The organism is Pseudomonas carassii, assembly GCF_036324045.1.
Taxonomy (GTDB): domain Bacteria; phylum Pseudomonadota; class Gammaproteobacteria; order Pseudomonadales; family Pseudomonadaceae; genus Aquipseudomonas; species Aquipseudomonas peradeniyensis.
This window is the reverse complement of record NZ_JAZDCT010000030.1, coordinates 1-25300: the sequence shown is the minus strand read 5'-3', so window position 1 is coordinate 25300 and position 25300 is coordinate 1. Positions and strand designations below refer to the sequence as shown.

Here is a 25300-nt window from a genome sequence, read left to right as displayed (position 1 = left end):
CATTCGTAGTGTGCGAATGGGCGCCGTTGTGCGTTGAGCGTTCGCTTGCGCGAACAACGCCCCAACCGAGCCTGACAGGCCGAGCCTGCTGCAGCGCCCCTCGGATGGGTGGCGGGATGGCCACCACTGCGGGGGACCATGTGAAACGGCAGGGATTATAGCCGCGGGCGTGTGACACACCCAAGACTTTCTGTCGATTAATCGAGACGATAGTCGATGGTCAATGGAGGGTGACCCAGTGGTCTGCCATGATTAGCCCATGTGAACCAGGCAGGTCAGGAGTACAGATGAACTTTCACACCCGCAAATGGGTAAAACCCGAAGACCTCAACCCCAACGGCACCCTGTTCGGCGGCAGCCTGCTGCGCTGGATCGACGAGGAAGCGGCGATCTACGCCATCGTCCAGCTGGGCAACCAGCGCGTGGTGACCAAGTACATTTCCGAGATCAACTTCGTCAGCGCCTCGCGCCAGGGTGACATCATCGAGCTGGGCATCACCGCCACCGAGTTCGGCCGAACCTCGATCACCCTCAAGTGCGAAGTGCGCAACAAGATCACCCGCAAGGCGATCCTGACCGTCGACAAGATGGTCTTCGTCAACCTGGGCGAGGATGGCCAGCCGGCGCCGCACGGACGGACCGAGATCAAGTACATCCAGGACCAGTTCCCGGACAGCGCGGTCGAATAAGCGCTGGAGCGTTCGTGGGAGCGGCGCACCGCCGCTCCCACACGACTACTCGGGTTGTGTGCTGACCTTGCGCACCACCTTGCCGACCGTCAGACCCTGCACAAGGATCGACGACAGCACCACGATGTAGGTGATCGACAGCAGCAGGTCACGCTCATCGCCCTGTGGCAGCGACAGCGCCAGGGCCACCGACACGCCACCGCGCAGGCCACCCCAGGTCAGCACGCGGATGGTGCCCTGCGGCACGGTCCGCCAGCGGCGCAGCAACACGATGGCCGGCGCCACGGTCAGCAGGCGCGAGGCCAGCACCGCGACCGCCAGCACGCCACCGGCCGCCAGGTGCAGCCAGTTGAACGGCAGCAGCAACAGCTCCAGGCCGATCAGGGCGAACAGCAGGGCGTTGAGCATGTCGTCGATCAGTTCCCAGAAACCGTCCATGTAGCGACGGGTCATGTCGTTCATCGCCAGGTTGCGCCCCAGGTTGCCGATGATCAGGCCGGCCACCACCATGGCGATCGGCGCCGACACATGCAACTCGTAGCACATGGCCGAGCCGCCGATCACCAGCGCCAGGGTCAGCATGACCTCGACCTGGTACTGCTCGACGCTCTTGATCATGCGATAGGTGGCGTAGCCGATCAGCCCGCCGAACACCACACCGCCGACGGCTTCGCGGGCGAACAGCAGGGCGGTGTCGGACACGCTCGGCGTCTCGCCCAGCTGGATGATGCCCAGCAGCACGGTGAACACCACCACCGCGGTGCCGTCGTTGAACAGCGACTCGCCGACGATGGTGGTCTTCAGCGGTTTCGAGGCGTTGGCGGTACGCAGCGCGCCGAGCACGGCGATCGGGTCGGTCGGTGAGATCAGCGCGCCGAACAGCAGGCAGTAGATCAGCGGCACGTTCCAGCCGAACAGGGCGAACACCCAGTGCGCCAGGTAGCCGATCACCACGGTGGCGATCAGCACCCCGATGGTGGCCAAGAGGCCGATCGGCCAGCGGTAGCTGCGCAGGTCGGCAAGGTTGACGTGCAGGGCGCCGGCGAACAGCAGGAACGACAGCATCCAGTGCATCAGCAGGTCGTTGAAGTCGATCTGGTTCATCAGGCCTTCGACGCGCTCTTCCAGGCCAGGGAAGCCGATCAGGCTCAGGCCCTGCAGCATCAGGGAGAACAGCAGTGCGGTGACCATCACGCCGATGGCCGGCGGCAGGCCGATGAAGCGGTAGTTCACATAGGTGAGGAGGGTGGTGAGGCAGATAAACGCGGCAACTAATTCAAGCATCCCGAATCCTGTAACAGTGGCTTCCAAGTCGTTTCCCGAGTGACTCGGGCAGTTCTTGGATGATCTGGCACGGGGTTCGGGACACACCTTATGACCGGAAATACCGAATTCGTTCCTCAAAACTGATTGCAGATTCTTTAGGGGAGCAAGCGTTATAGTGCGTGCAGCCGCCTGGTCATTGCGCAAGGAGCCCCGCGTGCTGGCAACCTCCCTGGTACTGGTCGCAGCCCTGCTCCACGCGACCTGGAACACCCTCATCAAATTCAGCGGCGAACGCCTCCTGGTGATCGCCAGCATGGACCTGGTGGCCCTGGTCTTCGCCGTTCTGGCGGTGGCGTTCGTCGAGTTTCCCCCTGCCGGCATCTGGCCCTGGCTGCTGGCATCGGCGCTGGCCGAGCAGCTCTACCGTTACCTGCTGATCAAGGCCTATCGCGTCGGTGACCTGGGGCTGGTCTATCCGCTTATGCGCGGCCTGTCGCCGTTGGTGGTCCTGGGCCTGACCCTGGCTTTTGCCGGCGAGTCGCTCAGCCAGCAGCAGATCATCGGCATCCTGCTGATCCCTTGCGGCATGGCTTGCCTGCTGTGGCAGGGCGGTGGGGGTGATCGCCTACCCTGGTCGATGCTGCCGGTGGTGGCGCTGATCGGCCTGTGCATCGGCTGCTACACCTGGTTCGATGGCCAGGCCGTGCGCCTGTGGGGTAAGCCCTGGGATTACCTGGTGTGGCTGACCCTGCTCAGTGCCTGGCCGTTCCCGCTGCTGGCCGGCGTCGCCCGCCGCCCGCAGTTCGCGCTGTTCTGGCGCACCCAGTGGCGCCTCGGGCTAGCCGTGGGGCTGTGCGTGCTGCTGAGCTACGCTCTGGTGCTGTGGGCCATGCACCTGGGTTCGGTGGCCGAGGCGGCGGCGCTGCGCGAGCTGAGCGTGATCCTCGTGGTGCTGCTGGGCATGCGTTACCTCAAAGAACCTTTTGGCGGGCCGAGACTCCTAGCTTGCGGGCTGGTGCTGGCTGGCATGCTGGTGATGAAGCTCTAACCCATTTTCGAACAAGGAGTCCTGAGCATGACCGTTGCCCTGTGGTGCATTTTGATCGCGCTGCTGTTGAACCCGCTGTGTGCCTTGGTCGCCAAGGTGGCCAGCGGCCGCTTCGGCCTCAGGGACAATCATGATCCGCGAGCTTTTCTTGATACTTTGTCGGGCTTGCCACGGCGTGCACATGCTGCGCAGCAGAATGGCTACGAGGCGTTTCCGGCGTTTGCTGCAGCGGTGCTGGTGGCGGATATCGTCGGCAATGCCGAGCAGGTGACGCAGGATGTGCTGGGGGTGATGTATATCACCAGCCGGCTGCTCTACATCATCTGCTACCTGGCGGACTGGGCGGTGCTGCGTTCGCTGGTGTGGTTCGTCGGGATGGCGCTGATTGTGTCGTTCTTCGTGGTGTCCATCTGACTTGAGACAATCTGCCGGTCTGCGCTGATTGTTGTAGGGGCGGCCTTGCCGAGGCGTCGGACTGGCCGGAAAGGCCCGCGAAGCGGGCCCTGCGATGTCTGTGGCAAGGCTGAAAATGTGGGGCCGCTGCGCGGCCCTTTCGCGGCACAAGGCCGCTCCTACAGGGCGCATGCAGCCATCAAGGAACCTTGGGTACCTCAGGCAAGGGCTGCCCCTTGGGCCACAGCATCCAGATCTGTCCCTGCTGCTTCATGTTCCCCGCCAGCTCGCCGGCCTCGGGCCCGGTGCCCCAGAACAGGTCCGCGCGCACTTCGCCGGTGATGGCGCCGCCGGTGTCCTGGGCGCCGACCGGGCGTACCACCGGGCTGCCGTCCGGGCGGGTGGTGGACAGCCAGAGCAGGCTGCCCAGGGGGATCACCTTGCGGTCGATCGCCACACTGTAGCCCGCGGTCAGCGGCACGTTGAGCGAACCGCGCGGTCCCTCGTTGCTGTCCGGGCGGGTGCTGAAGAACACGTAGCTCGGGTTGCTGGCCAGCAGCTCGGGCACACGCTGCGGGTTGGCCTGGGCCCAGGCGTGGATGCTGCCCATGGTTACCTCTTCCTTCGGTAGCTGTCCCTGCTCCACCAGCCAGCGGCCGATTGGGCGGTATGGATGGCCATTCTGGTCAGCGTAGCCCAGGCGCAATTGACGACCGTTCTCCAGCTGGATTCGGCCCGAGCCTTGTATCTGCAGGAACTGCAGGTCCATCGGGTCGGTCAGCCAGGCCAGCACCGGTGCCTTGGCGCCGTCGCGGTTGATCACCTCGGCGGTGTCATAGGGCTTGAGCACTCGACCGTCGAGGCGCCCGCGCAGGCGCTTGCCCTTGAGCTCGGGGTACACGCTGGCCAGGTCGACCACGATCATGTCCTCGGGCACGCCATACACCGGGACGTGCGCGCTGTCGGTGCGGGCCAGGCTGCCGGGGTAGACCGGCTCGTAGTAGCCGGTGATCAGGCCGTTGGCGCTGTTCTGCGCCGAACGCAGGCCGTAGACCTGGAGGTTCTGTTCGAGGAAGGTGCGCACTTGTCCGGCGCTGGCCGTGGCCGAGCCCGCCGCCTCGCAGGTGGCGGCCCATACCGGGTCGCGCCTGAGCTTTTCGCAGCCGCTGCGCCAGGCGTAGAAGCCGGCCAGCAGGTCGTCATCGCTGACCTGGGGCAGATCCTTGAAGGTGGCTGGCACGTAGGTGGCGATGGCGTGGGGTTCGGGCTTGGCGCTTTCGCCGCCGTTGCAGCCGGCCAGGAGCGCCAGGGCGGGCAGTGCCCAGGCGAGATGGCGCAATGCAGATTTCATGTTGTCGATCCTGTGTGAGGCGAAGCATGAAAATTCACCCCTGGTTTCTGTGTGGCTATTGGTCTTTGCCCGCGAGGCGGCGATACTGGCCGCCCGTTTTCCTGGCCGAAGAGACCGTGATGTTCAAGCGATTGACCGTAGTACTGCTCGCCGCCCTTGCCTTGAGTGCCTGTGACGGCGTCGATCCGAACTCGCCGTTGGGCCAGCGCAAGGCGATCTTCAAGCAGATGCTCAAGACCAGCGAAGACATGGGCGGCATGCTGCGCGGGCGCTTGCCCTTCGACGGCGTGAAGTTCGCCGATGGCGCGGCGAAGCTGGACAGCCTGGCCCGCGCGCCGTGGCAGCACTTCCCGCAGGCGCGCGACGAGGGTGATAGCAGCGCGCGGGCCGAGGTCTGGGAGCGCCAGGCGCGTTTCCAGGACCTGGCCCGGCAACTGGAGGGCGTCACTGGCGAGCTGGTCGCGGTGACCCGTACCCAGCCACTGGACGCGGCGCAGGTGAAGGCGCCGATGGACAAGGTCGAGGCGGCGTGCAAGGCCTGTCATAGCGAGTTTCGCAATCACTGAGCGAGTGGGCTGTTGTGGGCGCAGACTCGTGGGAGCGGGCGTACACACAAGACCGGTCGGCTAGCGCTCGAGCTCGTCCACGGCCTCCTGCAGCTCCTTCTTCGCCTCGGCCAGCTTGTCCTTGCGCTTGTTGATCTTCTCCGCGTCGCCCTTCTTCATGGCCTTGTCCAGGTCCTTGGTGCGCTGGTTCACTTCGTGGCGGGCGTCGAGCACCTTCTGCTCGCGCTCCTTGCGCAGGCCGGCATCGGTGCAGTGTTCAGTGACTTCGCTCAAGGCTTTTTCCAGGCCCGCCTGCTGATCGCTGTTGCCATGGGCGCGGGCTTGTTCAATCTGTTCGCTGATGGCCTGGCGCTTGGCCGCGCAGCCGGTCAGGCCCGGCTGCTCTTCGGCGGCCAGCAGCGGGCTGGCGGCGAAGCCGAGCAGGGTGGACAAGGCGAGGGACGAAAGCAGTTTCATCGGGGGCTCCATTCGGGGCTGGGCAACAGAAGGCGAAATGCTGCCCTGATCCGCGCAAATTAGAAACCCTCGATTGCATGGCCGCGCAGGTTTCGCGCCAGATCCAGGACTTGCTCGTGGGCGAAAAAGGCCTGCAGTTGCTCGGCCCGACCCGGCCCGACGCCAGGCTCGGCAAGCCATTGCTCGATGTTTCTGGAGGCCAGTGTGTGCCAGTCGGGGCCCAGTGGCAGGCTGGACGGCGCGGGTACGCCGAGGCCCCGCAGCCAACGCTGGAACGGCTGGCGGCGGGCCTGGGCGAAAGCAGTCTGCAATTGCCTGGCTCGAGCCTGGGCGATCCCAGGTACCTTGAGCAGTTGGTCCTGTTCGAGGCTCAGCCAATCAGTCAATTGCACGATATGGCCACTTTCGACGAGGCGCTTCCAGGTTTCGGCTCCCAGGCCTGGCAGGTCGAGGCCTTGCTTGCCGCCCAGCCAGGTCAGGCGGGCAAGGAACTGCTGCTGGCATTCCTCGTTGGCCTGCCAGCAGCTGAAGGCGTGGTAGTTCGCCGGATCTGGAGTCTGCACGATGGTGCGTAGAGCGGCACGATGCACCACGCTTTCCAGGCGGGGGATGGTCAGGCCGGCCAGGCTGATCGCTATCTGGTCACCCGGGCGGATATCCAGATGCTTCCAGCGCGCCAGTGAGCCGAGGCTGAGCTGGCGGATCTGGCGGTCGTCCAGGGCCACCGGCTGCAACAGCAGCAAGGGCGTGATGCGGCCGGTACGGCCGATTCGGAACTGCACATCCCTGACCTGCGCCAGCGCCTGGGTGAACGGGTATTTCCAGGCCGCGATCCAGTAGGGCGCCTGGGCGCGCCAGCGCGGTGCCGCCGGGCGGCTGTCCTGGCGCAGGATCACGCCGTCGCTGGCGAAGGGCAGGGGCGAGCGGTACCAGTGCTGGCGCCAGCGCGCTGCTTCGGCAAGGCCTTCGATGGCCACGCTGAGGTGCTGGCTGTCGGTGAAACCCAGTGCTGCCAGGCGTGCGAGACGCTCGGCCTGGTTGTCCGGGCCGTGTGGCCAGTCCCAGACGAACAGGCCGATGCCCGCGCCCTGTTCCTCGGTCATCCGCTTGCGTGCCAGCAGCCCGGCGACGGTACCTCGGGCATTGGCGCTGCCTGCCTCGGCCTGCACGTGGTTGTCCAGGCGCCAGTACAACTCGCCCTGGAACACAGCGTCCAGTGGTTGGGAAAGCTGTCGCACGATGCCGCTCAACATGGGGATGTGCCGGCTCCAGTCGTGCCCCAGCGTGCCATCGCCACGGCTGAGCAGGCCTGCCAGTTGGCCCTGGCGGTAGATCAGCGACACCGCGACGCCGTCGACCTTGGGCTGCATCCAGACGTCGCGTTTGTCCTGCAACCATCGGGCTACGGCCTGCTCGTCGGCAAGCTTGTCGACACCGGTGTGGGGGATCGGGTGGGGGATAGTGCCGCGGGCGCTCGCCAGCGAAGCTTCGTCGTGGGAAAGGCCAAAGCAGGCTTGAAGGTCCAGAAGGTGTTGGCGACTTTGGTCATAGAGTTCGTCGGCCACCAGGGCTATACCCTGGCGATGGTACTGGTCATCCCAGTGAGCGAGGGTGGCGCGCAGTTGTGCGATCTCGGCTTCTGCCTGCACGGTGCCCCAGGCCGGGCACGCGCTCGCCTGGGCGATGGAGTGGTGCAACAGTAGCGCTATGACTATCAGCAGCAACGGCATGGCCGGCATCCTTGCAAGGCGAGAGGGAGTCCTCAGCCTAGGCGGGCGGCGGCGTTGGCAGCGGCGGTGATTTGTCAGCCGATATGTCACGAAAAAGCCCCTGCCGATCACTCGGCAGGGGCTTTCCGGTACTGCTGTAGGAGGCTTACAGGCCAGCGGCGTCGCGCAGGGCGGCGGCGCGGTCGGTGCGCTCCCAGGTGAAGGTGGTGAAGGTGTCGTCGCCGACGGTCTTCTGCTGCGGCGTACGGCCGAAGTGGCCATAGGCGGCGGTTTCCTGGTACATCGGGTGCAGCAGGTCGAGCATGGTGGTAATGGCGTAAGGACGCAGGTCGAAGCACTCGCGCACCAGCTGCACGATCTTTTCGTCGGAGACCTTGCCGGTACCGAAGGTGTTGATCGAGATGGAGGTCGGCTGGGCCACGCCGATGGCATAGGACACCTGGATCTCGCAGCGCTCGGCGAGGCCCGCGGCAACGATGTTCTTGGCCACGTAGCGGCCGGCGTAGGCGGCCGAACGGTCGACCTTGGACGGGTCCTTGCCGGAGAACGCGCCACCGCCGTGGCGGGCCATGCCGCCGTAGCTGTCGACGATGATCTTGCGACCGGTCAGGCCGCAGTCGCCCACCGGGCCACCGATGATGAAGTTGCCGGTCGGGTTGATGTGGTACTGGGTGCCCTTGTGCAGCAGTTCGGCCGGCAGGGTGTGCTTGACGATCAGCTCCATCACCGCTTCCTGCAGGTCTTTCTGCGACACTTCAGGGTTGTGCTGGGTCGACAGGACGACGGCGTCGATGCCCACGACCTTGCCGTTTTCATAGCGGCAGGTGACCTGGGACTTGGCGTCCGGGCGCAGCCATGGCAGCAGCTTGGACTTGCGTGCTTCGGCCTGGCGCTCGACCAGGCGGTGCGAGAAGCAGATCGGCGCCGGCATCAGCACGTCGGTTTCGTTGCTGGCGTAGCCGAACATCAGGCCCTGGTCGCCGGCACCCTGGTCTTCCGGGCGCGAGCGATCGACGCCCTGGGCGATATCCACCGACTGCTTGCCGATGATGTTCATCACGGCGCAGGTGGCGCCGTCGAAGCCGACATCGGAGCTGTTGTAGCCGATGTCGATGATCACTTTACGCACCAGCTCTTCCAGGTCGACCCAGGCCGAGGTGGTGACTTCACCGGCGATGATGGCGACACCGGTCTTGACCAGGGTCTCGCAGGCCACGCGGGCGTACTTGTCCTGGGCGATGATGGCGTCCAGCACCGCGTCGGAGATCTGGTCGGCAATCTTGTCCGGATGCCCTTCGGACACGGACTCGGAGGTGAAAAGGGAGTATTCGCTCATCTCGATGGGTTCCTGAAATTTACCGATGTTGTATGTCGCCAGTGGCCCGCTGGAAATGCCGGACCTGGATCTGAAAACCGTTACGCAAGCCCACGTAGAGGCTGTCGCCTGGGGCCAGCCCTGCCGCGTTGGCCCAACGGGCCAGGTCGTCCTGCTCGAAGCCAAGCCACAGGTCGCCGCAGGCTTCGCGGGCCCACCCCTGGTCATGGCTGCACAGCTCGGTGACCAGCAGGCTGCCGCCTGCTTTCACCCGTCTGGCCAGCAGGCGCAGGGCCTGGGCCGGGTCGCTGAAATGGTGCAGGACCATGTTCAGCACAACGCAGTCGGCTTCCACATCCGTTGCACCCAGTGCATCGGCCAACTGCAGGTTGACGTTGTTCAGTGCGTGGCGCTCGCAGACCTGGCGGGCCAGCTCGAGCATGGTCGGGCTGTTGTCCATGGCCGTGACCTGCTCGAAGCGCCTGGCCAGGTCGGGCAGGAAACCGCCGTCGCCGGGGCCGACCTCCAGGGCGCTGGCGCCGGCCTCGAAGCTCAACTTGTCGAGCAGTGCCAACAGGCTCTCGCGGTACTGCGGCAGGCCGGCGATCAGGTCCTGCTGGGCGCGGAACTTCTCTTCCACGCGCAGGAAGAAGTCCTGGCTGGTGGCGGCGCGACGCTGCTGGACCTGGGCGATGCGGGCCTGCACCGCTTGAGGCAGGGCGAGGTCGTCGACTTCATCGAGCAGCGCTGAATGCAGGCGGCCGCCCAGACGCTGGCTGTCGGGCAGGGCGCGGCGGTAGAAGATCGCGTTGCCTTCGCGGCGGGTCGCCACCAGCTCGGCCTGGGCCAGCACCTTCAAGTGATGGCTCATGCCCGATTGGCCGATGTCGAAGATCTGTGCCAGTTCCAGCACGCCGAACGAATCGTTGGCCAATGCGCGCAACACGTTCAGGCGCAGAGGGTCGCCGCCGGCCTTGCACAGGGCGGCCAGCTCGTCGCTGCGTTGTGGAGTGATGGGCGCATTGAGGTTCATGGGGCGGGAGTCTAGACAGGGGATGCTACCGCCGCAATAGCAATATCAAAAAGTTTTGATATTGCCTGATCAATGGCTTCCAGGGATCTCTCGTGGGAGCGGGCTTTTCTGCTCTTTTCCCAACCAATCACAGGAAAAAAGCCCGACTGCGACCATACGTCATTGCCCCCGGCCCCCCCTGTGGGCGAAAATGGCCGCCTTTTTTCGCTTCACCACCTATTTCAAGCCCCAGGAGACTCAGCGATGCCCAGCCGTCGTGAACGTGCCAACGCCATTCGTGCCCTCAGCATGGATGCCGTGCAAAAGGCCAACAGCGGCCACCCAGGTGCCCCCATGGGTATGGCGGATATCGCCGAAGTGCTTTGGCGCGACTACCTGAAGCACAACCCGAGCAACCCAAGCTTCGCCGACCGCGACCGCTTCGTGCTGTCCAACGGCCACGGCTCGATGCTGATCTACTCGCTGCTGCACCTGACCGGCTACGACGTCAACATCGACGACCTCAAGGCCTTCCGCCAGCTGCACAGCCGCACCCCGGGCCACCCGGAATACGGCTACACCCCAGGCGTCGAGACCACCACCGGCCCGCTGGGCCAGGGCATCGCCAACGCCGTGGGCTTCGCCCTGGCGGAAAAAGTGCTGGCCGCCCAGTTCAACCGTGAAGGCCACAACATCGTCGACCACAACACCTACGTGTTCCTCGGCGACGGCTGCATGATGGAAGGCATCTCCCATGAAGTCGCCTCGCTGGCCGGCACCCTGGGTCTGAACAAGCTGATCGCCTTCTACGACGACAACGGCATCTCCATCGACGGCGAAGTCCACGGCTGGTTCACCGACAACACCCCGGCGCGCTTCGAGGCCTACAACTGGCTGGTGATCCGCAACGTCAACGGCCACGACGCCGACGAGATCAAGACCGCCATCGAGACCGCGCGCAAGAGCGACCGTCCGACCCTGATCTGCTGCAAGACCATCATCGGCTTCGGCTCGCCGAACAAGCAGGGCAAGGAAGACTGCCACGGTGCACCGCTGGGCAACGACGAAATCGCCCTGGCCCGCAAGGAACTGAACTGGAACCACGGCCCGTTCGAAATCCCGGCCGACATCTACGCCGAGTGGGACGCCAAGCAAGCCGGCGCCAAGGTCGAGGCCGAGTGGAACCAGCGCTTCGACGCCTACGCCAAGGCTTACCCTGAGCTGGCTGCCGAGTTCAAGCGCCGTGCCGCCGGCGACCTGCCAGCCGACTTCTCCGAGAAGGCCCAGGCCTACATCAACGAAGTCGCTGCAAAGGGCGAGACCATCGCCAGCCGCAAGGCCAGCCAGAACACCCTGAACGCCTTCGGCCCGCTGCTGCCAGAGTTCCTCGGCGGCTCCGCCGACCTGGCCGGCTCCAACCTGACCCTGTGGAAAGGCTGCAAGGGCGTCGAAGCCAATGACGCCAGCGGCAACTACGTGTTCTACGGCGTGCGCGAGTTCGGCATGACCGCCATCATGAACGGCGTCGCCCTGCACGGCGGCCTGGTGCCCTATGGCGCCACCTTCCTGATGTTCATGGAATACGCCCGCAACGCCGTGCGCATGTCGGCGCTGATGAAGCAGCGCGTGATCCACGTCTACACCCACGACTCCATCGGCCTGGGCGAAGACGGCCCGACCCACCAGCCGATCGAGCAGCTGACCAGTCTGCGCAGCACGCCGAACCTGGACACCTGGCGCCCGGCCGACGCGGTGGAATCCGCCGTGTCCTGGAAGCACGCCCTGGAGCGCAAGGACGGCCCGTCGGCGCTGATCTTCTCGCGCCAGAACCTGCAGCACCAGACCCGCGACGCCCAGCAGATCGCCGATATCGCTCGTGGCGGTTACGTGCTCAAGGACTGCGCCGGCGAGCCTGAGCTGATCCTGATCGCCACTGGCTCCGAAGTGGGCCTGGCCGTTCAGGCCTTCGACAAGCTGACCGCCGAAGGCCGCAAGGTCCGCGTCGTGTCGATGCCGAGCACCAGCGTGTTCGACGCCCAGGACGCAGCCTACAAGCAGTCGGTCCTGCCGCTGGAAGTCGGTGCGCGTATCGCCATCGAGGCTGCTCACGCCGACTTCTGGTACAAGTACGTCGGTCTCGAAGGCCGCGTGATCGGCATGACCACCTACGGCGAGTCGGCCCCGGCCAGCGCGCTGTTCGAGGAGTTCGGCTTCACCCTGGACAACATCCTGGGCACCGCCGAAGAGCTGCTGGAAGACTGATACAGGTAAGGCGAGGGCCTTTGGCCCTCGTTCGCGGCACAAGGCCGCTCCTACAGGGCATTGCGCACGCCGTTTCCTGTAGGAGCGGCCTTGTGCCGCGAGTGGGCCGCGCAGCGGCCCCGTTCAACCGCCGGAGTTCAAGAGCTACCTATGCCCCACCCGCGTCCCTACAAAGTTGCACTCAACGGTTACGGCCGCATCGGCCGCTGTGTCCTGCGCGCACTGTTCGAGCGGGGGGCTAAGGCCGGTTTCGAGATCGTCGCGCTGAACGACCTGGCCGACCAGGCCAGTCTGGAATACCTGACCCGCTTTGACTCCACCCACGGGCGTTTCCCCGGCGAGGTGAAGGTTGACGGCGACTGTCTGCACATCAACGGCGACTGCGTGAAAGTGCTGCGCAGCGCCACCCCGGAAGGCATCGACTGGGCTGCCCTGGACATCGACCTGGTGCTGGAGTGCTCCGGTGCCTACCACACCCGGGCCGACGGCCAGCGCTTCATCGACGCCGGCGCGCCCCGGGTGCTGTTCTCGCAACCCATGGCCAGCGAGGCGGACATCGACGCCACGGTGGTCTACGGCGTGAACCAGGATTGCCTGACCGGCAGCGAACTGCTGGTGTCCAATGCCTCCTGCACCACCAACTGCGGCGTGCCGCTGTTGCGGGTACTGGACCAGGCCTTCGGCATCGAATACGTGCAGATCACCACCATCCACTCGGCGATGAACGACCAGCCGGTGATCGACGCCTACCATCACGAAGACCTGCGCCGTACCCGTTCGGCGTTCCAGTCGGTGATTCCGGTGTCCACGGGCCTGGCCCGGGGTATCGAACGCCTGCTGCCGGAACTTGCCGGGCGAATCCAGGCCAAAGCGGTACGCGTGCCGACCGTCAACGTCTCGTGCCTGGACATCACCCTGCAGACTTCCCGCGATACCAGCGCCGAGGAAGTCAACCGGGTGCTGCGCGAGGCTGCCCTGGACGGCCCGCTGAAAGGCTTGCTGGCCTACACCGAGCTGCCCCACGCCAGCTGTGATTTCAACCATGACCCGCATTCGGCCATCGTCGATGCCAGCCAGACCCGCGTCTCAGGCCCCCGCCTGGTGAACCTGCTGGCCTGGTTCGACAACGAATGGGGGTTCGCCAACCGTATGCTCGACGTTGCCGAACACTATCTGCACGTCGTACACCCAACCCGCAGCAAACAGCCCTGAAGGACTGCATTCATGACCGTGTTGAAGATGACCGACCTCGACCTGCAAGGTAAGCGCGTACTGATCCGCGAAGACCTCAACGTCCCTGTGAAGGACGGTGTGGTGGCCAGCGACGCGCGTATCCTGGCAGCGCTGCCGACCATCAAGCTGGCCCTGGAAAAGGGCGCGGCGGTGATGGTCTGCTCGCACCTGGGCCGCCCGACCGAAGGCGAGTTCTCCGCCGAGAACAGCCTCAAGCCGGTTGCCGACTACCTGAGCAAGGCCCTGGGCCGCGACGTGCCGCTGGTCGCCGATTACCTCGACGGCGTTCAGGTGCAGGCCGGTGACTTGGTGCTGTTCGAGAACGTGCGCTTCAACAAGGGCGAGAAGAAGAACGCCGACGAGCTGGCGCAGAAATACGCCGCCCTGTGCGACGTGTTCGTGATGGACGCCTTCGGTACCGCCCACCGCGCTGAAGGCTCCACCCATGGCGTCGCCAAGTTCGCCAAGGTCGCTGCTGCTGGCCCATTGCTGGCCGCCGAGCTGGATGCACTGGGCAAGGCCCTGAAAGCCCCGGCCAAGCCGATGGCCGCCATCGTCGCCGGTTCCAAGGTGTCGACCAAGCTGGACGTTCTGAACAGCCTGAGCGCAGTCTGCGACCAGCTGATCGTCGGTGGCGGCATCGCCAACACCTTCCTCGCCGCCGCCGGTCACCCGGTCGGCAAGTCGCTGTACGAACCTGACCTGGTCGAGACCGCCAAGGTCATCGCCGCCAAGGTCAGCGTGCCGCTGCCGGTGGACGTGGTGGTCGCCAAGGAATTCGCCGAAAGCGCCGAAGCCACCGTCAAGGCGATCGCCGACGTGGCCGTCGACGACATGATCCTGGACATCGGTCCGAAGACCGCCGAGCAGTTCGCCGAGTTGCTGAAGACCTCGAAGACTATCCTGTGGAACGGTCCGGTCGGTGTGTTCGAGTTCGACCAGTTCGGCAACGGCACCAAGGTCCTGGCCAAGGCCATCGCCGACAGCGCCGCGTTCTCCATCGCCGGTGGCGGCGACACCCTGGCGGCCATCGACAAGTATGGCGTGGGTGCCGATATCTCCTACATTTCTACCGGTGGCGGCGCGTTCCTCGAGTTCGTCGAGGGCAAGGTCCTGCCTGCCGTGGCAATCCTGGAAGAGCGGGCCAAGGCCTGAGCGTGAAGGCGCCTGGCAAAGGGAGCGACCTGATGGTCAAGCAATTGCCTGTGATGATCGTGGCCTTGTTGCTGGGCGCCTGCTCCAGCAACAAGGGCAGCGAGGCCGATCCGGCGCAGCCGCCCAAGGGCGGTTGCTACCAGTCCCAGTGGCAGGCCGAGACGGCACCGGTGATCAACAAGCGCCTGGGCCCGGACGGCCTGGAAAAGTACGACGACGAACACCAGCGCAAGGCCCCGGGCTGCCCTTGATCGGGTACCGGGCAACCAAGCCTGGGTTTTGTGGTCTTGGAAGAGGGCCGCGCAGCGGACCCATGACGAGGTTTTAGGATGAAAGCGCTTCTGGCCGTACTGGCCCTGGCGACCCTGGCAGGCTGCTCGCTGCTGCAGCCGGTCCAACCCGCTCCGGCGGACAACTGGACCCGCTGGGTCTGCGACAGCCAGGCCGAAGTACTGTGGCGCTTCGCCGACGCGCAGCAGGACGCGGTCGATGTCCGCCTCGGCGGCGGCGACCAGGTCCATCGGCTCAAGGCCGAGCCGGGTGCCTCCGGCGCGCTGTACAGCGATGGCATGCTGGCCTTCCACACCAAAGGTGAAGAAGGCCTGGTGTACTGGGTAGCGACCAACGATCTGATTGGGCGGGGCTGCAAGGCACCGTGACTGGCCGGGCCGCGTAGATGGCCCACACTACTTGAACAGCAACCGCCCCTGCGGCAGGCTTGCATGAAACAAACGACGCTTGTCGGGAGAGAGATACACAATGGCACTCATTAGCATGCGCCAGATGCTGGACCACGCCGCCGAGTTCGGTTACGGCGTACCAGCTTTCAACGTCAACAACCTCGAGCAGATGCGCGCCATCATGGAAGCGGCCGACAAGACCGACTCTCCGGTCATCGTCCAGGCCTCCGCCGGTGCCCGCAAATACGCCGGTGCTCCCTTCCTGCGCCACCTGATCCTGGCGGCCATCGAAGAGTTCCCGCACATCCCGGTGTGCATGCACCAGGACCACGGCACCAGCCCTGACGTGTGCCAGCGCTCGATCCAGCTGGGCTTCAGCTCGGTGATGATGGACGGCTCGCTGGGTGAAGACGGCAAGACCCCGACCGAATACGAGTACAATGTCCGCGTCACCCAGCAGACCGTTGCCATGGCGCACGCCTGCGGCGTTTCGGTGGAAGGCGAGCTGGGTTGCCTGGGTTCGCTGGAAACCGGCATGGCTGGTGAAGAAGACGGCATCGGCGCCGAAGGCGTGCTGGACCACAGCCAGATGCTGACCGACCCGGAAGAAGCCGCCGACTTCGTCAAGAAGACCCAGGTGGACGCCCTGGCCATCGCCATCGGCACCAGCCACGGCGCCTACAAGTTCACCAAGCCGCCTACCGGTGACGTGTTGGCGATCGACCGTATCAAGGAAATCCACAAGCGCATCCCCAACACCCACCTGGTGATGCACGGTTCGTCCTCGGTGCCGCAAGAGTGGCTGGCGATCATCAACCAGTACGGTGGCGACATCAAAGAGACCTACGGCGTGCCGGTCGAAGAGATCGTCGAAGGCATCAAGTACGGCGTGCGCAAGGTCAACATCGACACCGACCTGCGCCTGGCCTCCACCGGTGCCATGCGTCGCCTGATGGCGCAGAACCCGAGCGAGTTCGACCCACGCAAGTTCTTCGGTGAAACCGTCAAGGCCATGCGCGACGTGTGCATCGCCCGCTACGAAGCCTTCGGCACCGCCGGCAATGCCTCGAAGATCAAGCCGATCTCCCTGGAAGGCATGTTCCAGCGTTACGCCAAGGGTGAACTGGCGGCCAAGATCAACTGATCAGGCACCGTTCAACAAAGGAGCCCGCAGCGATGCGGGCTTTTTTGTGGCCGTACGTCGCCTGCCCACCGCTTATACCGTTAGTCGGCTAACATCGGTTCAGATGGCTTATGGCCATCTGCCTGCATTGCGTCTTCGGGTGCCGAGTCTAGAGTAACAATCGGATCCAATCACAAGTCGAAGTTGGACTTACCAAGAGAAGCAGCATGGATGGCGCTTATTCACAATCACCGGAAAGCAGCTCGGTGCTGCTGGTCGTAGACGACTACCCGGAAAACCTCATCAGCATGCGGGCCTTGCTGTCCCGCCAGGATTGGCAGGTATTGACCGCCAGTTCAGGGATGGAAGCCCTGAGCACCCTGCTCGAACACGAAGTCGATCTGGTCCTGCTCGATGTGCAGATGCCCGAGATGGACGGCTTCGAGGTGGCCCGCCTGATGCGCGGCAGCCAACGCACGCGGTTGACTCCGATCATTTTCCTCACCGCCAACGAACAGTCCGATGCCGCAGTGCTCAAAGGCTATGCCAGCGGGGCGGTGGACTACCTGTTCAAACCTTTCGATCCGCAGATTCTAAAGCCCAAGGTCCAGGCCCAGCTGGAGCAGCAGCGCAACCGGCGCATGTTGCAACGCCTGACCCGCGAGCTGGAGTCGGCGCGGGCCTTCAATGCCTCGATCCTGGAGAACGCCGCCGAGGGTATCCTGGTGGTGGACGAGTCGGGCTGCATCGGCTTTGCCAACCCGGCCATCTCGCGCCTGCTCGATGCCCCGGTGGACAAGCTGCAGGGCGCGCACATGCTGGACCTGATCCAGCTGCCCTGCGCCAACCTGTGGCCCGAGTCGGATTTCTACCAGGCCTACCTGGGCCGGCAGATCTTCCGCGTGCACGACGCCCAGCTGCGCACCCTCGGTGGCCAGCCGGTACCGGTGGCGCTGTCCTGCGCGCCGCTGCCCGCCGAGCAGAAGGCCATGGTGGTGACGGTGCTGGACATGTCGGTGGTGCGCAGCCTGCACCAGCAGCTCGAGTACCAGGCGGTGACCGACCCGCTGACCGGGCTGCTCAATCGCCGTGGCTTCTACCAGGCCGCCGAGAGCGCGCTGTTGCGCAACGAGCGCTCGGACAAGGCCAAGGCCTTGATGTACATGGACCTGGATGGCTTCAAGCGGATCAACGACCTGCTCGGCCACGAGGCCGGCGACAAGGTCCTGCGCTGGGTGGCCGACCAGCTCAAGGAGTGCCTGGGCAGCGAGGCGCTGCTGGCCAGGATGGGCGGCGACGAGTTCACCGCGCTGTTCGATGGCCTGCCGTACCCCGAGCAGGCCGGGCGCTATGCCGAGAAGCTGCTGGAGCGGATGTCGAGCTTCCAGCAGGTGGACGGCCTTGAGGTCAACCTGGGGGTGAGCATCGGCATCGCCACCTACCCCGACTGCGGCGCCAACGTGGAAGGCCTGTTGCGGGCGGCCGATGCCGCGATGTATGCGGCCAAGCAGGCCGGCCGCCAGCAGTACCGCTTCTACGACCAGGAACTCAATGGCCGTGCCCGCTCGCGATTGATGCTCGAGGACAGCGTGCGCACCGCCATCGAGCAGAACGACTTCAGCCTGGTCTATCAGCCCCAGGTGGCGTTCGCCGATGGCCGGTTGCGCGGCTTCGAGGCGCTGTTGCGCTGGAAGCATCCGAGCGTTGGTGATGTGCCGCCCGGGCTGTTCATTCCCTTGCTGGAAGAGGCGCGCCTGATCAACCGCCTGGCCAGCTGGATCTATCGCAAGGGCGCTGCCCAACGCAATGCCTGGAGCGATCGCTTCGGCTCACAACTGGTGCTGGGCATCAGTCTGAGTCGCGCCCAGTTCACCATGCCCGGGTTGGTCGATGAGCTGGCCCAGGTGATCGACAAGCATCAGTTGCTGCCCGCCCAGCTGGAGGTGGAGGTGGCAGAGACGTCGCTGATGTACAACATCGACGCGGCGGTGAAGCAGGTGCATCGCCTGCGCGAGCTGGGCATTCGCGTGGCGCTGGACGACTTCGGTGCCGGCGACTGCTCGTTGCGCATGTTGCGCGACCTGCCTATCGACACCCTCAAGCTCGATCGCCATCTGGTCGCGCGACTGCCAGACTCGGCGGCGGACATCGCCCTGGTGCGCAGCGTCATTGGCCTGTGCGCGGCCTACGACATCACTGTGATTGCCGAGGGTGTGGAGACCCGGGCCCAGGCCGAATGGCTCAAGGACGCCGGCTGCGCCTACGTGCAGGGGTTCCTGGTCGCCCGTCCGCTGACCGCCAGCGATGCTGGCAACTTCCCGGTGGTTTTCCCATGGGCGTCGTGATTGGCTAAACTCGCGTCTTCCCGTTCCGAACGCCTGCCATGACCGCCTTACGCTACCTGCAAGCCTACCCGCCGCACCTGCAGGAACAGGTGCGCCAGATGATCGCCAGCGATCGCCTGGGTGACTACCTGCGCCAGCGCTACCCCGAGCGTCATGACGTGCAGAGCGACAAGGCGCTGTACGGCTATGCCCAGGAAATCAAGCAGCAGTACCTGCGCAGTGCGCCGCCGCTGGACAAGGTGCTGTTCGACAACCGCCTGGACCTCACCCACCGGGCGTTGGGCCTGAACACGGCGGTGTCGCGGGTGCAGGGCGGCAAGCTCAAGGCCAAGAAGGAAATCCGCGTCGCCTCGCTGTTTCGCGAGGCGGCGCCGCAGTTCCTGCGCATGATCGTCGTGCATGAGCTGGCGCACCTGAGGGAGCGCGACCACAACAAGGCCTTCTACCAGCTCTGCCAGCACATGGAGCCGGACTACCATCAACTGGAATTCGACCTGCGCGTCTACCTGACCTATCGGGAGCTGCCGGGCAACACCTGAGGGACAAGCACCCCATGACCACGGAAGTGAGCAAGACCCGCAGCAGCTTCTACCGCCGCCTCTACGTGGCCTGGCTGATCGACAGCCAGACCGCCACCAGCGTGCCGGCGCTGATGGAGGCCACCGGCATGCCGCGACGAACCGCCCAGGACACCATCGCCGCCCTGGCCGACCTGGATATCGTCTGCGAGTTCGAGCAGCAGGCCGGCGCGCGCAACCATGCCGGGCACTACCGCATCCGCGACTGGGGGGCGATCGACAAGCAGTGGATCATCCAGCACCTGCGTCAGCTGCGCGAAGTGCTGGGTTATCCCTGAGTTTCACTACCACCTGTACGTCACACCTCTCTTTCAGGATGTTCCGGATGTCTGCCAAGGCCATCGACGCTCGCTTCAGCAACTACGCCGCCATGGCCGATGGTGTCGCGACCCTGTTGTTCCCCCATGCCGAAGTGGTGGTTCACGATCTGCGCAGCCAGACGGTCGTGCATATCGCCAACAATATTTCCAGGCGGCAGTTGGGCGACGACTCGGCGCTGGAGGATCTGCCGGGCGAGCTCAGCGCCACGACGCCGCTGGGGCCCTACGAGAAACTCAACTGGAACGGTCAGAAAGTGCGTTCGATCAGCAGTGTGATGGTCGATGAAGCCGGGGCTCCCGAGGCGCTGCTGTGCATCAACTTCAACGTCTCGGTGCTGGAGCAGGCCAAGCAGGCACTGGACCTGTTCTTCCAGGCCAGCCGCTTGCTGCCGCAGCCAGACGTGCTGTTCCGTGATGACTGGCAGGAGCGCATCAACACCTTCCTGCATGCCTGGCTCAGGCAGCATGGCTTGAGCCTCGAGGGGCTCAGCCGGGAGCACAAGCGCGAGCTGGTCGAGGCCCTGCACGGGGAAGGCGCCTTCCGTGGCGGTGGTACGTACGACTATGTGGCCAATATCCTCGGCATGGGCAGGGCGACGGTCTACAAGTATGTGAAGCTCGCTCGGGAGGCATAGTTTCCAGGCTTGTGCTTGGTGGAAAAATATTCTACGGTGGATTTTTATTCCATTTCGCGTCAGCGCCTGCCTGTCGCTTTCCGAGGAGATTCCGCCCCCATGCCTATCGACGATCTGGCGCTCGAGCAGCTGTATCAGTCCATTCTCCAGGCGCATCAGGCGCTGCGCCCGCAGGTGCCGATGACCCCGCTGGCACGCAGCCTGGCGCTCTCGGCCAAGACCGGCTGCGAGGTCCATCTCAAGTGCGAACACCTCCAGCTGACCGGTTCGTTCAAGTTCCGCGGCGCCAGCAACAAGCTGCGGCTGCTGGGCGAGGCGCAACGCAGCAGGGGGGTTGTCGCTGCTTCCTCGGGCAATCATGGGCAAGGGCTTGCCCTGGCCGGTCAACTGCTGGACGTGCCGGTGACGGTGTATGTCAGTGATGAAGCCTCGCCGGCCAAGATCGAGGCGATGCGTCTGCTGGGCGCGCAGGTGCAGGTCCTGGAGGTCGATTCGCTGGGAGCGGAGCAACTGGCTCGCGAAGAGGCTGGGCGTCAGAACAAGCCGTTCGTCTCACCTTACAACGATCTGGAGGTCATCGCCGGGCAGGGGACCATCGGCATGGAGCTGTTCGAGCAGGCGCCGGACCTGGACGCGGTGTTCGTCGCGGTGGGCGGCGGCGGAATGGTCTCCGGCATCGCCACCGCACTGCACAAGCTGGCGCCGTCGGTGGAGATCATCGGTTGCTGGCCGGCCAACGCGCCGACCCTGCAACGCTCCATCGAACAAGGCCGGATCATCGAGATGGATGAACTGCCGACCCTGTCCGATGGCACTGCCGGTGGCGTGGAGGCGGATGCGGTCACCTTGCCTATCTGTCAGCGCCTGCTGACGCGCACCGTTCTGGTCAGCGAGGACGAGATCAGGCAGGCCATGCGTGATGCCGCGGCGTGCGAGCGCTGGATCATCGAAGGCGCCGCCGCCGTCGCGCTGGCCGGCATGATGCAACTGGCCGGGCAATACCAGGGCAAGAAGGTGGCGGTGGTGTTGTGCGGGCGCAACATCCAGCTGGAGAAATACCTGGAGGCCCTCGCATGAAGATCCACGATCTGCATTCGATCAAGACCTGCCTCGACCTTGACGCGATCGAACGGCGGCTGGTGGAGGGTTTCAAGGCTTACAGCGCGGGACAGGTACAGGCCCCGCCGGTGCAGACCTTCCAGTTCCGCCAGGCCAATGGCGATTGCTGCATCAAGTCGGCCTATCTCGAAGGCGGCGAAACCTTCGTGGTCAAGGTCTCCAGTGGTTTCTACGACAATCCGGGCAAGGGCCTGCCCAGCAATGACGGCTTGATGCTGGTGCTGTCGGCCCGCACCGGTGAACCGCTTGCATGGCTGGCCGACCAGGGCTGGCTGACTGCCGTGCGCACAGCCTTGGCCGGGCGCATTGTTGCCCGCCTGCTGGCGCCTCGCGAGGTCGAGGCCGTCGGGGTGCTTGGCACCGGCCTGCAGGCCCGCCTGCAACTGGAGTACCTGATGCCGTTGACGAACTGCCGCCAGGTGGTGGTCTGGGGGCGCAGCGAGCAAGGCCTGTCGGACTACTGTGAGCATGCCCGGGCGCTGGGCTTCAGCGTGCGGACGGTCGGGCAGCCACAGGCTGTCGCGCAGGCGGCCAACTTGATCGTTACCACCACCCCGTCACGGGAGCCGTTGCTCAGGCGCGAGTGGATTCGTCCCGGCACCCATATCACGGCGGTAGGCGCGGACTGCATCGGCAAGCAGGAACTGGATGCGGCGCTGGTCGCTTCGATGTCGCGAATCATCGTCGACTCGCAGGCCCAGTGCGGTGCCTATGGCGAGGTTTCCCACGCGCTCAAGGCGGGGTTGCTCGAACCTTCCCGCTTGCTGGAACTGGGTGCGGTGCTGGTTGGCCAGGGCGCGGGGCGTCAGGATCAGCACGAGGTCACCCTGGCCGACTTGACCGGTGTCGCGGTGCAGGATGCGCAGATTGCCCAGTGGGTCTTCGAACGCCTGCGCGGCTGAACGATGAAATTATCCACAGCCCGGCCAAAATAGAGGCAATTTGACAGTATCGTCGCGTGCCACAATGATCAGCCTTGTGTAGGCTGCCAGAGCAGTAGTAGTTAAGATCGCCGTTACCGCGTGGGTTACCAATTGCGAAAGGACTTGAGCATGCGGCCACTGCTTTGCGTTCTTGGGTTACTGGGACTGTTGTGCGCGGGGCCTGCCCTGGCCCAGGGCAAGTTGCGGCTGGTGGCCGACAGCTGGCCGCCTTTTACCGACACCAGCATGCCCGGTGGCGGCCTGGCCACCAGCATCGTTACCACGGCGCTGACCCGCGCCGGCTACGCCACCGAGTTCGAGGAGGTACCCTGGGCCAGGGCGCTGATGGGCGTGGGCGAGGGGCGCTACGACGTACTGATCAACGCCTGGTACAACGACGAGCGTACCCTGATCGGCCAGTTCTCGGACGCCTACCTGGTCAACCGTATCCGCCTGCTCAAGCGTGAAGGCGAGGCGTTCGCCTATGCGCGCCAGTCCGACCTCTATCCCTACACCATCGCCGTGGTGCGCGATTACGCCTATTCCCCTGAATTCGACAGCGACGAGCGCCTGAACAAGGTGCTGGTACGCAACTTCTCGTCCGCCGTGCGCATGCTGGCGGCCGGCAGGGTCAACCTGGCGGTGGAGGATGAGTACGTGGCGCGCTACAACCTGCAGCGCGAGCCGCAGCCGGTACGGGAGGGGGTGGCGTTTGTCGACCCGCCGCTGAGCGAGAACAGCCTGCATATCCTGGTCAGCCTCAAGCACCCTGAGCACCAGAAGATCGTCGCCCGTTTCGAGAAGGCCATCGCCACGATGAAGGCCGACGGCAGCTATGATCGGCTGCTGCGCCAGCATGGGTTCTGATCGTGAAGCGATCAGGCGGGTTCGCCTTCCTTGATCAGATGCCCCGCTAATGTCCGCAACGGTCCCAGTTGCCGGCAGATCAGCGCCAGTTGCGTCTGCACCAACCGCTGATGCTCGTCCAACTCATCCGGCATCTGCTCCAGCGCATTGGCCAGGGCTTCTTCGGCATCGCTGTGGATCGCCACCGGCAAGCGCGCCGCCAAACCATTGGCGATTTCATCTAGGCTGCTGGCCAGGCTCCGTCCGGCGCCATCGATCAGTTGCTCGTGGACCTCGGCCGGCAGCGCGGTGTCGCGGTGCGCCCCGAGCCCCGAGAGATAGCTGAGCAAGGTGTGTGACAGCACCAGGAAGCGGAAGCCGACATCGGCTTCCTTACGGAAGTGCCCCGGCTCCATCAGCATGTTGGCCAAGGTGGTGGACAATGCCGCGTCGGCGTTGTGCGCGTTGCGCCGGGCCAGGCGATAGGCCAGGTCGTCGCGCTTGCCGTGGGCGTACTGCTGCATGATCTGGCGCAGGTACTCGCTGGCGCAGGCCAGGGTGTTGGCCAGCACCTTGTTCAGTCGCCGGCCCTGCCAGTCGGGCAGGAACAGGAACACCGCGAGAATGGCGATCAGGCTGCCCACCAGGGTATCGAACAGGCGTGGCAGGAACAGGCCGTAGCCATCGCCGATCTGGTTGAAGCAGAACAGCACCATCAGGGTGATCGCCGCCGTGGCCAGGGTGTAGCGGGTGGTGCGGTTGACGAAGAACACCACCCCGGCGACCACCGCGAACAGCGACTGGATGATCGGGTTGGGGAACAGGTCGAACAGCGCCCAGCCCACGGTCAGGCCGATGGCGGTGCCGAAGATCCGTTGCACCAGCTTGCGCCGGGTCGCGCCATAGTTGGGCTGGCAGACGAACAGCGTGGTGAGGATGATCCAGTAGCCCTGGGTCGGGTGGATCAGGTGCACCATGCCATAGCCCACCGACAGCGCCAGCGACAGGCGCAGGGCATGACGGAACAGCAGCGAGGTCGGCGTCAGCTGGGTGCGCAGGCGTTTCCACACGTCCTTGAGGTTGCGTGGCGAGCGGTCGAGCAGGCTGCTGTCGCTGGCATCGGCCAGGCTGTCCGGGTTGCTTGCGGCGCTGAGCAGTCGGTCGAGTGTGGCCAGGTTGGCGGCCAGTGCCCGCAGCGAGCGCAGCAGGCCGCGCCAGGCCGGGTTGCTCTGGATGCGCAGGTGCTCGAGCGAGGCATTGAGGTCTTCCAGGGCCTCGGGGTAGCCGCTGGCGAGCACGAAGGGCTGGCGCAGGCGGATCGAGCGGGCCAGTTCCTGGCAGGATGAGCCTTGTTTGCGCAGCAGGCGCTGGCAGCGGAACATCACGTCGCTGTGGAAGAAGGCGTCGGTCAGCGCGTTGTAGGGGTAGTGCGAGGCGCTGACCCGCTCATGGATGTCCTGGGCCAGGAAGTACAGCTTGAGGTAGCGGCTGACCTTGGAGTTGGGTTGGCTGTTGCCGACCCGGTGCAGGATGATTTCCTTGGCCGCGTTGAGCGCCGCCACAACCTTGCCATTCTGCTTGGCCAGCTCCAGGCGCGTGGCCTCGACGTCGAGGGTGCGCACCGGCTCGAACAGGCTGGCCTTGAGCTTGAGGTAGGTGCCCAGCTCGAAGAACAGCTTGGCCAGGCTCTGCTGCACCGGTTGGTTGGAGAACAGCGCCTGCCACAGCACCGACAGCAGCCCGTACCAGGCTGCCCCCGCCACCAGCAGCAACGGCTCGTGCCAGAAGTCGCTGACTTCACCGCCGCGCTGGTCGACGCCGATCATGGTGTAGACCGACAGGATCAGCGTGGCCGAGGCGATTGCCCCGTAGCGTTCGCCCAGGGCCCCGAGCATGGTCAGGGAAAACGCCGCCAGGGCCAGGGCGACGGCGAAGATCCAGGGGTAGGGGAACAGCAGCTCGACCGACAGCGCGGCGATGGCGAAGCAGCCCAGGGTCACCAGCAGGGCGCTGAGTCGGCCCTGCCAGCCATCGTCGGTCTCGGCCAGGGCGCTGGCGATGATGCCAAGGAACAACGGGATGAGCAGGCTCATCTCGTTCTGATACCAGCACCAGGCCATGCTGCCGGTGAGGGCGATGGTCACGCGGATGGCGTAGCTGAACTTGTCTTGGCCCCACAGGCGACGCAATGAATGGCGGAACGAGCTCGATGACATGATGGCCCTGGGCTGAGATCAGTTGAATACCTTCGAGGC

At 64.9% G+C, this 25300-nt stretch carries 24 protein-coding genes and 1 riboswitch; of the genes, 17 read left to right on the top strand and 7 right to left on the bottom strand.

Annotation, left to right across the window (positions count from 1 at the left end):
- Positions 1-11 precede the first annotated feature (11 nt).
- A riboswitch (S-adenosyl-L-homocysteine riboswitch) is annotated at positions 12-108 on the bottom strand.
- A 179-nt stretch (positions 109-287) separates the two neighbouring features.
- A complete protein-coding gene (locus V0R62_RS20175) occupies positions 288-689 on the top strand; it encodes an acyl-CoA thioesterase (protein ID WP_050707228.1) in 402 nt (133 codons plus the stop codon).
- Positions 690-734: 45 nt separating this feature from the next.
- Here V0R62_RS20175 and V0R62_RS20170 read toward each other — a convergent pair whose 3' ends face one another.
- Positions 735-1973: a cation:proton antiporter gene (locus V0R62_RS20170; RefSeq protein WP_330104958.1), complete on the bottom strand. Its 1239-nt coding sequence runs from the start codon at positions 1971-1973 to the stop codon at positions 735-737.
- Between the two features lie 196 nt (positions 1974-2169).
- Between V0R62_RS20170 and V0R62_RS20165 the strand changes: the two genes are divergently transcribed.
- Positions 2170-3003 (top strand): DMT family transporter, encoded by an 834-nt coding sequence (locus V0R62_RS20165; protein WP_330104957.1) that lies wholly within the window; start codon positions 2170-2172, stop codon positions 3001-3003.
- Positions 3004-3030: 27 nt separating this feature from the next.
- On the top strand, positions 3031-3417 hold the full coding sequence (locus tag V0R62_RS20160; protein WP_330104956.1) for an MAPEG family protein: 387 nt from the start codon (positions 3031-3033) through the stop codon (positions 3415-3417).
- A gap of 178 nt (positions 3418-3595) precedes the next feature.
- Here the strand turns inward: V0R62_RS20160 and mltA are convergent, their stop codons facing one another.
- Positions 3596-4747: a murein transglycosylase A gene (gene mltA / locus V0R62_RS20155; protein ID WP_330104955.1), complete on the bottom strand. Its 1152-nt coding sequence runs from the start codon at positions 4745-4747 to the stop codon at positions 3596-3598.
- 119 nt (positions 4748-4866) lie between these two features.
- On the opposite strand from mltA, the gene V0R62_RS20150 reads away from it, so the two are divergent.
- The gene (locus tag V0R62_RS20150; RefSeq protein ID WP_330104954.1) at positions 4867-5313 is read left to right on the top strand and encodes a c-type cytochrome; all 447 of its coding nucleotides are present in this window, start codon (positions 4867-4869) and stop codon (positions 5311-5313) included.
- A 60-nt stretch (positions 5314-5373) separates the two neighbouring features.
- Here V0R62_RS20150 and V0R62_RS20145 read toward each other — a convergent pair whose 3' ends face one another.
- From V0R62_RS20145 to V0R62_RS20130, 4 genes are all read right to left on the bottom strand, one after another.
- Positions 5374-5769, bottom strand: a complete 396-nt coding sequence (locus V0R62_RS20145) for a DUF1090 domain-containing protein (protein ID WP_186733341.1) — start codon at positions 5767-5769, stop codon at positions 5374-5376.
- Between the two features lie 59 nt (positions 5770-5828).
- The gene (gene ligB / locus V0R62_RS20140; RefSeq protein WP_330104953.1) at positions 5829-7499 is read right to left on the bottom strand and encodes an NAD-dependent DNA ligase LigB; all 1671 of its coding nucleotides are present in this window, start codon (positions 7497-7499) and stop codon (positions 5829-5831) included.
- 145 nt (positions 7500-7644) lie between these two features.
- Positions 7645-8835: a methionine adenosyltransferase gene (gene metK / locus V0R62_RS20135; RefSeq protein ID WP_330104952.1), complete on the bottom strand. Its 1191-nt coding sequence runs from the start codon at positions 8833-8835 to the stop codon at positions 7645-7647.
- A gap of 19 nt (positions 8836-8854) precedes the next feature.
- A complete protein-coding gene (locus V0R62_RS20130; protein ID WP_330104951.1) occupies positions 8855-9847 on the bottom strand; it encodes an ArsR/SmtB family transcription factor in 993 nt (330 codons plus the stop codon).
- A 243-nt stretch (positions 9848-10090) separates the two neighbouring features.
- Here V0R62_RS20130 and tkt point away from each other — a divergent pair, with 243 nt between their 5' ends.
- The 13 genes from tkt to V0R62_RS20065 all read left to right on the top strand — a co-directional run bounded on the left by tkt (position 10091) and on the right by V0R62_RS20065 (position 23066).
- Complete coding sequence (tkt, locus tag V0R62_RS20125) at positions 10091-12088, top strand: transketolase (RefSeq protein WP_330104950.1); 1998 nt, start codon at positions 10091-10093, stop codon at positions 12086-12088.
- Between the two features lie 150 nt (positions 12089-12238).
- Positions 12239-13300, top strand: coding sequence for an erythrose-4-phosphate dehydrogenase (gene epd, locus V0R62_RS20120; protein WP_330104949.1), 1062 nt, complete (start codon positions 12239-12241; stop codon positions 13298-13300).
- A 12-nt stretch (positions 13301-13312) separates the two neighbouring features.
- Positions 13313-14476 carry a phosphoglycerate kinase gene (locus tag V0R62_RS20115; RefSeq protein ID WP_330104948.1) on the top strand — a complete coding sequence of 388 codons (1164 nt, stop codon included), beginning with the start codon at positions 13313-13315 and terminating at the stop codon, positions 14474-14476.
- A 32-nt stretch (positions 14477-14508) separates the two neighbouring features.
- Positions 14509-14727 carry a hypothetical protein gene (locus V0R62_RS20110; RefSeq protein ID WP_050707230.1) on the top strand — a complete coding sequence of 73 codons (219 nt, stop codon included), beginning with the start codon at positions 14509-14511 and terminating at the stop codon, positions 14725-14727.
- A gap of 78 nt (positions 14728-14805) precedes the next feature.
- Positions 14806-15135 carry an MliC family protein gene (locus V0R62_RS20105; RefSeq protein ID WP_330104947.1) on the top strand — a complete coding sequence of 110 codons (330 nt, stop codon included), beginning with the start codon at positions 14806-14808 and terminating at the stop codon, positions 15133-15135.
- A gap of 100 nt (positions 15136-15235) precedes the next feature.
- On the top strand, positions 15236-16300 hold the full coding sequence (fba, locus tag V0R62_RS20100; RefSeq protein WP_011536013.1) for a class II fructose-bisphosphate aldolase: 1065 nt from the start codon (positions 15236-15238) through the stop codon (positions 16298-16300).
- Positions 16301-16506: 206 nt separating this feature from the next.
- Entirely contained in the window at positions 16507-18624 is a 2118-nt protein-coding gene (locus tag V0R62_RS20095) for a putative bifunctional diguanylate cyclase/phosphodiesterase (RefSeq protein WP_330104946.1), read from the top strand.
- Between the two features lie 38 nt (positions 18625-18662).
- Complete coding sequence (locus V0R62_RS20090) at positions 18663-19163, top strand: M48 metallopeptidase family protein (RefSeq protein WP_023631708.1); 501 nt, start codon at positions 18663-18665, stop codon at positions 19161-19163.
- 14 nt (positions 19164-19177) lie between these two features.
- The gene (locus V0R62_RS20085; RefSeq protein ID WP_028688318.1) at positions 19178-19480 is read left to right on the top strand and encodes a winged helix-turn-helix domain-containing protein; all 303 of its coding nucleotides are present in this window, start codon (positions 19178-19180) and stop codon (positions 19478-19480) included.
- Between the two features lie 47 nt (positions 19481-19527).
- A complete protein-coding gene (locus V0R62_RS20080) occupies positions 19528-20157 on the top strand; it encodes a helix-turn-helix transcriptional regulator (protein WP_062572634.1) in 630 nt (209 codons plus the stop codon).
- 99 nt (positions 20158-20256) lie between these two features.
- The gene (locus V0R62_RS20075) at positions 20257-21234 is read left to right on the top strand and encodes a threonine/serine dehydratase (RefSeq protein ID WP_330104945.1); all 978 of its coding nucleotides are present in this window, start codon (positions 20257-20259) and stop codon (positions 21232-21234) included.
- The gene (locus V0R62_RS20070; protein ID WP_330104944.1) at positions 21231-22178 is read left to right on the top strand and encodes an ornithine cyclodeaminase family protein; all 948 of its coding nucleotides are present in this window, start codon (positions 21231-21233) and stop codon (positions 22176-22178) included. Before V0R62_RS20075 ends, V0R62_RS20070 begins: the two co-directional genes overlap by 4 nt.
- A gap of 150 nt (positions 22179-22328) precedes the next feature.
- Positions 22329-23066, top strand: a complete 738-nt coding sequence (locus V0R62_RS20065) for a substrate-binding periplasmic protein (protein ID WP_330104943.1) — start codon at positions 22329-22331, stop codon at positions 23064-23066.
- Between the two features lie 11 nt (positions 23067-23077).
- Here the strand turns inward: V0R62_RS20065 and yccS are convergent, their stop codons facing one another.
- Positions 23078-25261 carry a YccS family putative transporter gene (gene yccS, locus V0R62_RS20060; protein ID WP_330104942.1) on the bottom strand — a complete coding sequence of 728 codons (2184 nt, stop codon included), beginning with the start codon at positions 25259-25261 and terminating at the stop codon, positions 23078-23080.
- Positions 25262-25300: the final 39 nt, after the last annotated feature.